This window comes from Paenarthrobacter sp. NEAU-H11, assembly GCF_050573415.1.
Classification (GTDB): Bacteria; Actinomycetota; Actinomycetes; order Actinomycetales; family Micrococcaceae; genus Arthrobacter.
Window position 1 is genome coordinate 1 of record NZ_JBNZGA010000022.1, and the last position, 11,417, is coordinate 11,417.

7 protein-coding genes are annotated in these 11,417 nt (G+C 62.5%); 4 read left to right on the top strand and 3 right to left on the bottom strand.

The window, feature by feature from the left end; translation table 11 throughout:
- Nucleotides 1–50 precede the first annotated feature (50 nt).
- Entirely contained in the window at nucleotides 51–1,298 is a 1,248-nt protein-coding gene (locus ACQ3DC_RS19605; protein ID WP_430752900.1) for an IS256 family transposase, read from the bottom strand.
- Nucleotides 1,299–1,553: 255 nt separating this feature from the next.
- Between ACQ3DC_RS19605 and ACQ3DC_RS19610 the strand changes: the two genes are divergently transcribed.
- Together ACQ3DC_RS19610 and ACQ3DC_RS19615 are read left to right on the top strand one after the other, a co-directional pair.
- Nucleotides 1,554–2,081: a hotdog domain-containing protein gene (locus ACQ3DC_RS19610; RefSeq protein ID WP_430752994.1), complete on the top strand. Its 528-nt coding sequence runs from the start codon at nucleotides 1,554–1,556 to the stop codon at nucleotides 2,079–2,081.
- Between the two features lie 1,103 nt (nucleotides 2,082–3,184).
- The gene (locus tag ACQ3DC_RS19615; RefSeq protein ID WP_430753033.1) at nucleotides 3,185–4,693 is read left to right on the top strand and encodes a CoA-acylating methylmalonate-semialdehyde dehydrogenase; all 1,509 of its coding nucleotides are present in this window, start codon (nucleotides 3,185–3,187) and stop codon (nucleotides 4,691–4,693) included.
- An 87-nt stretch (nucleotides 4,694–4,780) separates the two neighbouring features.
- On the opposite strand, the gene ACQ3DC_RS19620 is transcribed toward ACQ3DC_RS19615, so the two are convergent.
- Complete coding sequence (locus ACQ3DC_RS19620) at nucleotides 4,781–6,262, bottom strand: helix-turn-helix domain-containing protein (protein ID WP_430752995.1); 1,482 nt, start codon at nucleotides 6,260–6,262, stop codon at nucleotides 4,781–4,783.
- A 229-nt stretch (nucleotides 6,263–6,491) separates the two neighbouring features.
- Between ACQ3DC_RS19620 and ACQ3DC_RS19625 the strand changes: the two genes are divergently transcribed.
- On the top strand, nucleotides 6,492–7,838 hold the full coding sequence (locus ACQ3DC_RS19625; protein ID WP_430752996.1) for an aspartate aminotransferase family protein: 1,347 nt from the start codon (nucleotides 6,492–6,494) through the stop codon (nucleotides 7,836–7,838).
- A gap of 290 nt (nucleotides 7,839–8,128) precedes the next feature.
- Here the strand turns inward: ACQ3DC_RS19625 and ACQ3DC_RS19630 are convergent, their stop codons facing one another.
- A complete protein-coding gene (locus tag ACQ3DC_RS19630) occupies nucleotides 8,129–9,676 on the bottom strand; it encodes an amidohydrolase (protein ID WP_430752997.1) in 1,548 nt (515 codons plus the stop codon).
- 506 nt (nucleotides 9,677–10,182) lie between these two features.
- Here ACQ3DC_RS19630 and ACQ3DC_RS19635 point away from each other — a divergent pair.
- Nucleotides 10,183–11,319 (top strand): ABC transporter substrate-binding protein, encoded by a 1,137-nt coding sequence (locus ACQ3DC_RS19635; protein ID WP_430752998.1) that lies wholly within the window; start codon nucleotides 10,183–10,185, stop codon nucleotides 11,317–11,319.
- Nucleotides 11,320–11,417 lie beyond the last annotated feature (98 nt).

Below are 11,417 nucleotides of genomic sequence, written 5' to 3' on the forward strand. Positions count from 1 at the left end.
GTCAAGTTTTCTGTGTAAGGGACCGGTCGGTTATCCGGTCTGCCGGGTGGTCAGATCGGAAGCCGGTTGGGGAATTGAACGGCGAAAGCGTTCAGTGCCTGGTGCCAGCCTTGGGTGCCGGTTCCGAGCTCGCCGCCGCGGGTGGTCTCGATGTTTCTGATCCCGAGGTAGACCAGCTTGATCGCGGCCTCGTCGGAGGGAAATGAGCCCCTGGTTTTGGTGATCTTCCGCAGTTGGTAGTTGATCGATTCGATCTGGTTCGTGGTGTAGATGACTTTGCGGATCTCGGGGGTGAAAGCCAGGAACGGGGTGAAGTCTTCCCAAGCGTTCCGCCAGGCCAGCACCGCCCCGGGAGCTGTGCTCTGCCAGGTCTCCGCGAAGGCCTCCATGGCCAGCTCGGCCGCCTGCACGGTCGGTGCGGTGTAGATCGGGCGCATGTCCCGGGCCATGGCTTTGCGTGCACCGTAGGAGGCGTATTTCATGGCCGAGCGCAGCAGGTGCACGACGCAGGTCTGCACGACGGTTTGGGGGTAGATGCTGTTCACCGCTGCCGGCAGCCCGGTGAGCCCGTCGCAGCACAGGATCAGGATGTCGGCGGCTCCGCGGTTACGGATCTCGGTGAGCACGTTGGCCCAGAACTTCGCCCCTTCGCTGGTGCCCAGCCACAGGCCCAGGACCTGCTTGCGGCCCTCTACGTCCACGCCCACGGCCACGTGGCAGGCCTTGTTCACCACCACGCCGCCGTCCCTGATTTTCAGCCAGATCGCGTCGATGTAGACGATCGGATACACGGACTCCAGCGGCCGGTTCTGCCACTGGGCGAGCTCATCGGCAATCACGTCGGTCACCCTCGAAATTGTCGCCGCGGAGACCTTGGTCCCGTAGATTTCATCGAGGTGGGAGCCGATATCCCGGGTGCTCATTCCGCGGGCGTAAAGGGACAGGATCATGTCTTCGACCTTGCCCAGCCGGCGGGCCCGCTTGGGCACGATGACCGGTTCGAAGGAGCTGTTCCGGTCCCGTGGCACGGTGACCTGCACCGGCCCCTGGAGGGTCTGAACGCTCTTGGTGGTCTTGCCGTTGCGGGAATTGCCCGTGCCCTGCCCTGCGGGGTCCCCGGACTCGTAGCCGAGGTGGTCGCTCATCTCCGTTTCCAAGGCCCGTTCCAGGACCGCGCGGGTCATCCGGGAGAGGAGCTCTTCAACACCGTTGCGGCCCTCTCCGAGGTCCTCCGCTGCCGTGACGAGGGCGTCGATCTGGTCGGCGCTCAAGACGCCTTCAAGGGGGTTGGTGGTCATACTGATTTCGGCCAAGAGGGCCCGTCCTTTCAGGGGTGAAACCGCAGGTCAAACCCTAGTTAGAGACCGGACCCTTACACACTCAATGAAACACCCTCCCGGTCCCTCCAGGACAGGGAATTCAACCGGGCCATGCACTGCATTCTGGTTCTCGTCGCAGTAGATGGCCAAGGAAAACCGCGTCGCGTCAGGCCTTGGAAACCGCGAAGCCCCGAAGATGCAGCGCGACAGATAATCGCTCTTGAACGGATTCCGGTGCGTACAAAGATCAAGAACGCGATGCTGGCGGAATGCTACTCGGAACAAGGCACCACGCCCCGGAGCACCCTCCGGTTCGTAGCCGGCGCCAACACGGCCAACTGGGCAGGAAACGCCCACGGGGGCACCGTCATGCGCTGGATCCACGAAGCAGCCACCACCTGCGCCGTACTGCTCGGTCCCCAAAACGTCCGTGCCCGATATTCAGGAGGCATCCACTTCCACGACCCAATCCGAACCGGAAACCTGGTCGAGGTGGACGCCCGGGCCATACTTGTCACCAACCAGGACATCCACATCAGCATCCTCGTACGCTCGGCACCCACCCAGCACCCGGACAAACTCTCTCTCGCCACGCGGTGCATGATGATCTTCACCACCGAAGACGGGCAGCTACCCAATTCGATTCAAGAGCGCACCGCTGAAGACAGGCGGCTGGCCACCCATGCGCGGGAAATCATCCAACACAGAAGCGAACTCACAAAAATCAGCGATCATCTCCTCCGCGCACCTGAACAAATCTGACTACAGACACGGTCGCCCCCATGGCACCGGAAGAAGCGCCGAGTCTCGTCATGGACGGTTCTCGCAACTCTTCTGCTCCGGAAAGCCGATAATGGGGGATTCGGTCAAGTAGCTATCGGCCGATGTCCGAGGAGCAGAAACCGTAGGAGAGTCCGCTGCGCGCCGCATCTGCCAACGTTTCTCGGAGGTCGTCGTGGAGCAGCGTTGGAAGGGGCGTGGCTAGCACCGGGGGACAACTTGCGGTTCGCACGGGCTGCCGTCCTCATCTGGCACTCGGAATTCGATGCGATGATCCGAGTTGGCGTCAGAATCGGGCGTAATTCCGTTTTTCTGACAGTGGCGCAGGATGTTCTCAGATTCCACCATGACAGTCGGAGGGGACCGAACCGCGGTGCGGCAGCCCGAGAATCCTCGAATAGTCCGGAGAATCTGGGCCTAATGGAGAATCGGTTGGGGCTGGGGTTATCGATATCGGCTCTTGCGGGGGTTGGCAGGTGTCAGAGAACACGAGCAGGACGCCACCGATAGGGAGTTCTCCCTGTCCAGGCGGCTCTGACGTCAGGTTGGGGTGTAGTTCAGGCCGACGGGAGCCCGAAGGGAACTGCGTTGCACATGGAAACGTCTGGACCTAGCGGCTTCGCGCGCATGTAAACGGTTTAATGCGCCAAGTCCTCAAATTTACCCGCCGATGGACGCCCGCGGCCGGGCAGCCAAAGGGTAGCCCTTCCGCCGGGGGCTGGCATGACTGTTCCCTCGCTGATGAACCTGGCTGGGGACGTGACTACCGAAATCGCCTCGGCCACCTGCCGCTGGGTGGGGTACCACCATCCGCTCGCGGGGCAGTGCTCGCCCGTGCGGACGGCGGTGAACTCCAGAGGAGAGGGGGCGATGTTGGCACGGCGACGTTTCATAGGTACTCCTGTGGCGGGGGCTGCTGTATTGCCAACCGTATTGGCGCCCGCCACATCTACGGGCCTATACATATGTCGTGGTTGCAGTGGTCGGGCCGCCAAATGTACTCCTTTGCGGGCAGGTGTTTCCCAATACCGTTGGTGACAAGCCCCTGCCGGCACCCACCACCCGTCACTCTGAAAGTGAGAGAAATCGTGTCAACGAATCAGGAACTTCCCGTACTGTCCCATTGGATCGGCGGAGCCGAAGCGCTCTCCTCCGGCGACCGTACCGCCCCCGTTTTCGATCCAGCACGCGGCATCGAAACCAAGCGTGTGGCACTGGCCAACGCCAGTGACATTGAAACCGCCATTTCCTCGGCGCAAAAGTCCTTCCCGGCTTGGCGTGATCTCTCCATCACCAAGCGTCAACAGATCATTTTCCGCTTCCGTGAGCTGCTGAACGAGCGTAAGGGCGAACTCGCCCAGATCATCACGGCCGAGCACGGCAAGGTGCTTTCCGACGCGCTGGGCGAGATTACCCGCGGCCAGGAAGTTGTTGAACTCGCCACCGGATTCCCGCACCTGATCAAGGGCGAGCACTCCGAAAACGTCTCCAGCGGCGTGGACGTGTACTCCACCAAATCCCCGCTCGGCGTCGTCGGCATCATCAGCCCGTTCAACTTCCCCGCGATGGTGCCGCTGTGGTTCCTCCCGATCGCCATCGCCGCAGGCAACACCGTCGTGCTCAAGCCCAGCGAAAAGGACCCGACCGCTGCGAACTGGCTCGCGGAGCTTTTCACTGAGGCCGGCCTGCCCGGCGGCGTCTTCAACGTTCTCCACGGTGACAAAGAAGCCGTCGACGGACTTCTGGAGCACCCCGACGTAAAGGCCATTTCCTTCGTTGGTTCCACGCCCATCGCCCAGTACATTTACGAGACCGCCGCCCGGAACGGCAAGCGGGTTCAGGCTTTGGGTGGCGCCAAGAACCATATGCTGGTCCTGCCCGACGCCGACCTGGAGCTGACCGCCGACGCCGCCATCAATGCTGGCTTTGGTTCCGCCGGAGAACGCTGCATGGCGATCAGCGTCGTCGTCGCCGTCGAACCCGTCGCCGATGAGCTCATCGAGAAGATCACCTCCCGCATGGCCACCCTGAAGATCGGTGACGGTCGCCGCAACTGCGACATGGGCCCGCTGGTCACGGAGCAGCACCGCGACAAGGTTGCCTCCTACATCGATATAGCCACCGAGGACGGCGCCAAAGTGGTGGTGGACGGCCGGGGCATCAACGTCGACGGTGACGAAAACGGCTTCTGGCTCGGTCCGACCCTGATCGATGAGGTGCCTGTCAGCTCGCGCGCCTACACTGACGAGATTTTCGGCCCGGTCCTGTCCGTGGTCCGCGTCCGCAGTTACGAAGAGGGCCTGGACCTGATCAACTCCAGCGCCTACGGCAACGGCACCGCCATCTTTACCAACGACGGCGGCGCCGCGCGCCGTTTCCAGAACGAGGTTGAGGTGGGCATGGTGGGCATCAACGTACCCATCCCCGTTCCCGTGGCCTACTACTCCTTCGGCGGTTTCAAGGACTCCATCTTCGGCAGCTCCAAGGCCTATGGACTCCAGGGCTTCCAGTTCTTCACCCGCGAAAAAGCGATCACCTCTCGTTGGCTCGACCCGAGCCACGGCGGCATCAACCTTGGCTTCCCCCAGAACTAGTCGTATTAGCACTACAAGGATGTCAGGGGCTTGCACTCATCCCTGACAAGGAGGACCTCCGGCACTTGCCGGAGGTCCTCCTGTTCTTTAGGCGTTATCCAGGAATTGAACCGCCGCGTACAATTCCAGACGGTCGCGCATACCATCCAGGTTCAGCCCGAGGATCCGCCCGGCGGAGTCGATCCTGTTGCGGAGGGTGTGCCGGTGGACTCCAAGGTGCCGGGCCGTCGTGTCCCACACACAATCGTTGGCAAACCATTGGAGGACCGTTTCCAGGAGTTCTGTTTGCTGAGCCGTGTCGTGGGCAATCAGGGGCTGCAGTAGCCCGCGGGCAACGGGTCCTGCCTCTTCCTCCCGCAGCAGGCCAAGCATGCCACCGTCCGACAGTTCGGAGAAATTGACCACGGGCCGGTTGAGCTCTGCGGCGCGGCGCATTGCCCTCGTAGCCTCTTCAAGAGCACCGGGCAGGCCGTCCATATCCACCTCAGTCGACACCCCGCAGACCGCGCCGTGCCGCCGGAGCAGTTCGAGGACCTTGTCCTGATGCGCCCGCCCCGTCAGGACTATCAGCAGCTCACCCCTCATGGCGTAGAACACGGCACCGCGGTGGTCATCGGCCAGGAGTTCCAGGGCTTCCAGCAGGTTCGGGGCAGGGCTGTCCTGACGTGAGGCGGTGACCAGCAGTGGTGCGCGGGGGAGCTGGCCCCAAACCTGCCGCGCTGTACTGATGGCGACGTCGGTGCTGCCAGCCAACAGCTGCTCGAACACGCCGGCGCGAAGGTGCCGCCGGGCTGTGTCGAGGGTCCGCGCCTGTTCCAGTGCCAGGCTGGCTAAGCCGATCACGCTGTTGACGATGTCGGCGCGGGCCGGATCAAGAGGCTCGATGGCACCCAGTACCAGGGCCCCGCGAAGGCTGCCCTTGCGGCCAAGCGTCTGCAGCGTCACGGATTCGCCGTGGATGTCCTGATGCGAGGCCGAGCGGGTGCCGAGGTCCAGCGCGGTCCGGACCCGGAGGGCTACTTCGTCCGCGATGGTGGATGGAACCGGCCGGTTCCGGGGCATGCGGACATAGTTTCCTGCTGCGTCGTAGAGAGCGACCCAGCTGTGCAGCTGCCGCTCGAGCTCACCCAGAATTGAGGTAAGGCCGTCGGGGCGAAGTGCTGCGCGCGAAATGGCCCGTTGCGCTTGCAGGGACCACTCCGCCCGGGCGTGCTCTTCCTTCGCGAGGTGATCCGCCACCATGCGAATGATCGCGATGAAGGGGGTCCGGTCCGGAACTTCGAGCAACGGCAAACCCTGACTCCGGCAGGCTTCTTCAAGTCCCTTTGGCAGGGTTCCGTGGATGACCTGCGTCGCGAAGCCCAAGCCGACGATGCCGTGGTCCACCAGTCGGCGCACATACCCCTCATACCCTTGGCTGTTTGGCACTTGCGGTGACTCGCGCCCGGTAAGTGATCCCGCCGCCGTCGTCCCAGTCCCGGCCTCCACGGGGAACTGGGTTCCATCGGTGAGCAGCAGCTGGCCCGCGTCCAGGAAGGGAGTGGGATCTTCGAGGTCCGAACTGTGCACCCATGTGACTGTGTCTTCAAGCTGCGGCCCACCAAGATCGGGCACGACCAGCCGAAGCTTCAGTGACCGGCTGCGGAGGAGGACATTCAGGCTAGGTGGCATTAGGGACCCCAGAATGTGAAAACGTCGAACAAGATTGCGCCCATTGTACAAATGTACACGGCACGTCGACGCCTGCAACGGGATGATGGAAGGAACTTCCTAAGCCATCCCATCGAGAGGAACCGTCATGGTCGCCAGCCCGGCAATCCTGGACGTCGCAGTTACCACCGCAGCCCTCAGCAACGCGGAGGTCGTTGCCTTGGACCGGGCGAACGTCTTTCATTCCTGGTCTGCGCAGAAGGCCCTCAACCCGCTGGCGATCGCCGGGGGCTCGGGCAGCACCGTGTGGGACCACGACGGCAACAGCTATCTGGACTTCTCAAGCCAGTTGGTGAACACCAACATCGGGCACCAGCACCCGAAGGTTATTGCTGCCATCGCCCGCCAGGCAACCAGTCTGGCCACGGTGGCCCCGGCCGCCGCAAACCATGTCCGCGCCACTGCCGCCGCAAAAATCCTGTCGCATGCGCCTTCGAACATGGACAGAGTGTTCTTCACCAACGGCGGGGCCGACGCCAACGAGAACGCCATCCGCATGGCCCGCCTGCACACCGGACGCGACAAAGTCATCTCCCGCTACCGCTCCTACCACGGCAACACCGGCGCCGCTATTGCAGCTACAGGGGACTGGCGGCGCATCCCGAACGAGTACTCCCGCGGTCACGTGCACGTGTTCGGGCCGTACCTGTACCGCTCCGAATTCTGGTCCCAGAGCCCGGAGCAGGAAACCGAGCGCGCACTGCACCACCTGCGGCGAGTAATCGAAGCTGAAGGATCCCAGTCCGTAGCCGCAGTCCTGCTGGAAACCGTCCCCGGCACCGCAGGGATCCTGGTCCCCACACCTGGTTACCTCGAAGGGGTCAGGGAACTTTGCGACGAGTATGGGATTGTCATGATCCTCGACGAGGTCATGGCGGGTTTCGGCCGCACCGGAGACTGGTTCGCCTTTGACGCCTTCAACGTGACGCCCGATCTGATCACCTTTGCCAAGGGCGTTAACTCCGGCTACATCCCGGTGGGCGGGGTCGTCATTTCCGGCGAGATCGCAGCGACGTTCGACGAGCGTGTCTTCCCCGGCGGGTTGACTTATTCAGGGCACCCGATTGCGGCAGCCTCCATCGTCGCCTCCATCGAAGCCTTCGAGGAAGAGGACATCGTCGGGAATGCTGCCCGAATGGGCCGTGACCACCTGGACCCCGGACTGCTGGCGCTGGCCGAGAAGCATCAGGTCATTGGAGAAGTCCGGGGCCGCGGCGTCTTCTGGGCGCTCGAACTCGTGCAGGACCGCGAAACCCGCACGCCTGTTACAGCCGAGTACATGGGCCGGATCAAGGCCGAACTGTTCGGACGGGGACTGCTGCCGTTTATCGCTGATAACCGCATCCATGTGGTTCCGCCAGCGGTCGTCACCGCCGAAGAAGTGGCCCACGCACTGCGAATCTACGATGAGGCATTGACGGCTACCACTATCTAAGATCTGCCCTCACGGAAGACGACGAATTGCCGCCAGGCTGATGTCTGGCGGCAATTCACGTTAGTGAGTGCTTACTTGCTGCGCCACTGCGTTTATCCGGCTCGGGTTCTTATCGGCAACCGCTTGAGCCGCCGTCGCCGAGACATGCCCGCGGCGTTCCAATCACCCGACGCCAGGAGTTCGGCGATTCCGCCGGGCCGGCCGGGCGAGCACGAAAGTTCTGATTCGGTTGTTTGGGGGAGCCCGCGGGCGCCCGGATGGTCCGCTCTCGTCCGGCGCCCTGCAGGGTGTTAGGCGTGGTAAGCCACTTTGCCATCGACCACCGTCAGTTGTGTCCTGACATCGTACAAATCCTGCTGGCCCTGCTCGAAGGGATTCCGGTCGAGCATCACGAGGTCAGCAAGGTAACCGGTCTTGATCCTGCCCGCGGTTTCCTGCCGGTTAAGCCATGCTGACCTGTGCGTGTAGGCCATCAACGCCGTTGTCAGATCCAGAGCCTGATCGGGGACGAGCGGGGCCTGGTCCGGGTGTCGAGGCTCTGTGCGATTCACAGCCACGTGAATAGCCTGCCACGGATCAGGAGTTGAAACTGGCCAGTCTGAGCCCATCGCCAAGCGCGCTCCGGAGGACACCAGGGACCCAAACGGGTACTGCCAGCCGGCGCGTTCGGCGCCCAGCAGCGGGATCGTCAGGTCAGTCATTTGGGCGCTGTTCGAGGCCCAGAGAGCCTGTGCGTTAGCTGTGACATCCAGCTCAGCAAACCGGGCGATGTCCGCTGGGTGAATGATCTGGATGTGAGCCATGTGGTGTCGGCCCACTCCGCGGCCATTGAGCCGGCGGGTATGAGCAACGGCGTTCAAGCCGCTGCGAACGGCCCTGTCGCCGATAACATGCATGTGAAGGTCAAAGCCTGCCCTGTCCAGGGCTGCTGACGCTTCACGCAGTACTTCCTCCGGCAGGTACGTCAGTCCTGTGGATCCCACCGGGCCGCCGCAGGTGCAGGGGTTTTCATATGGCTGGAGCATGGCGGCCGTCTGGTTCTCCGGCACGCCGTCCACCATGATTTTTGCACTGGTCGTTGGAAATCCTCCGGCGGTGTTCACGTGGCGACGTTCGGTAAAGTCCGTCACCAACTCGGCGATATTATCCACGGTGGTGCTTCTGGGCACCCAGAGTGCGCCGGTCGCGCGGCCGCTGAGCAGTCCTTCCCCCTGCAGCCGCAGGTAGGCCCCGCTGACGTCCGGATACCCGGCGTAGTCACCAATGATTGCTTCCTGCCATCCGGTGACGCCATGGGCGTGCAGGTGACGTTGGGCCTCCAGCAGCCCATCCGTCAGCTCCTCGATCGATGGAGGAGGAATATGCCGGGCGACCATCTCCATGGCGCCCTCATGCAGGGTGCCCGTGGGGTTCCCGGCGCCGTCGCGCTCGATCCGCCCGTCCGACGGATCCGGGGTGGCCGCGTTCACACCGGCCAGCTCCAAGGCCCGGGAATTTACCCACGCCCCGTGGCGGTCGCGGTTCACCAGATATGCCGGCCTGTCCGGAAGAATGGCATCGAGCAATTCCCTCCCGGGGGTGCCCCCGGGAAAGTCCGTCATGGTCCAACCGCCCCCGGTCACCCATTCCTTCTCGGAGGACCCGGCATAGTCACGAACGCGTGCCAGCACCTCTGACATGCCCTGGCACGGAGATAGATCGCAGCCGATTCTCTCCAGCCCCCCGTAGACGGCGTGGACATGCGCATCCGTGAAACCGGGGGAGAGAAGCCTCCCAGCCAGATCGATGGTTTCCGTCGCTCTGCCGGCGGCAGCCTTAACTTCAACGTCGGTGCCCACGGCGCTGATTCGCCCCCCAGTGACGGCCACCGCTGTCGCGTGCGGAAGGAGCCGCAGCCCGTCGAAAATCCTGCCGGAATGAAAAATCCAATCAGCGTGCACGCTAGGCCTCTGCTTTCATGACTCTGCTCGTGCTTTCCAGGAGGTCGGACGCCCCAAGACTTGCAGGGCATCAGCGTTAAACCAAGGGTCGAAGGCAGCGGAGCTGCACTGCCCGGCACAGACGTTACCGGCAGATTTGAGATTTTACGTGCCCGAAACGTAACTCCGGGAAAGACTATTGACTTTGAATCCAGCTTCAAAGATAGTGGTTAGTGACATACAGCACAAGGGCATAAGCCCTCTTCAATCTTTACATTGGTATGCAAAAATCGCCCGTACCCTTCACTTCGAAGAGGGCGATCTTCACGCGCCGCTGGACGTCCCAGCACGAGCGTGGCTCCTAGGACGGGCACAGCAGTCACTACTCACGGGCCTGACCGGCGTCGGTCCATCACAGGATTCATATGAAGGAGAATGGCGTGTTCATTAGTAAGAATGTGCAGGGCAGGCCCGTTCTGGGGTTGGTCGCTGCGGCAGTGTCTGTACTTCTGGTTTCGGCCTGCAGCGGGAGCGGGGGTGCTCCCGCAGGTGTTGACCTCGGCAGCGAACCCGCTAAGGCAGGAACGGTCAAGAGCGGCGCCCTGAAAGGCAGCACACTGACATTCGCGTCCTACGGAGGCGTGTATCAGGACGCACAAATGGCCGCTGCGGTCACACCCTTTGGTGAGGAGTCCGGCGCCCGGGTGCTTTCCGACGGCCCTACCGAGTACGCGAAGATTCAGGCCCAGGTCGAATCGAACAACGTCACCTGGGATGTCGTGGACACCGACTCCACCTGGGCAGCTGGGCAGTGCGGCAAGCAACTCCAGAAGCTGGACTACACCATTATCGATAAGTCCAAGGTCCCGGCGGGTTTGGCCAGTGATTGCTACGTTCCGGCGATGCAGTACGCGAGCGTGATGGTTTACAACAAGGACAAGTTCACTCAGGGGCCCACAAGTTGGGCTGACTTCTTTGATGTCAAGAAGTACCCCGGCAAGCGCGCTGTGCAGGGCAACGATGTGGGTGCCGGCATCCTTGAGGGCGCACTGATTGCAGACGGCGTGGCGCCTAAAGACCTGTATCCGCTCGATATCGACCGTGCGCTGAAGAAGCTGGACACCATCAAGGACAGCCTCGTCTTTTGGACTACGGGGGCTCAGTCGCAGCAGATGCTCGAATCCAAAGAAGTGGACATGGCCGTCGTCTGGTCCGGCCGCGCCTTCGCCGCCGAAGAAAACGGTGCGCCGTTCGAACCGGCCTGGGACACCGGCGTGGTCATTATGGACGTCCTCGGCGTACCTACCAACGCAAAGGATCCTAAGGCGTCCATGGCACTGATCAACTACTACCTCGGTGCCGCTCAGCAGGAGAAATTGACTGAAAAGACCTCCTATTCACCGGTAAATACAGACGCGAAACCAGCGGTGAATGAGAACGGTAAGAAGTTCCTGATTACTGAGCCCGCAATCGCGTCCAAGGTTTTGGTCTCCAACTTCGCGTGGTGGGGCGAGAATTACGCATCGACACTCGAACGCGTGACGGCCTGGATCTCGAAATGACCAACGCAGTCCAGAACAGCGTCAGGCCGCCAGGGTCGGTCGTGAGGCCCGAGGACGGGCCGCCCTCACGGGGCAGGAACACCCGGGGGCTCAGCCCT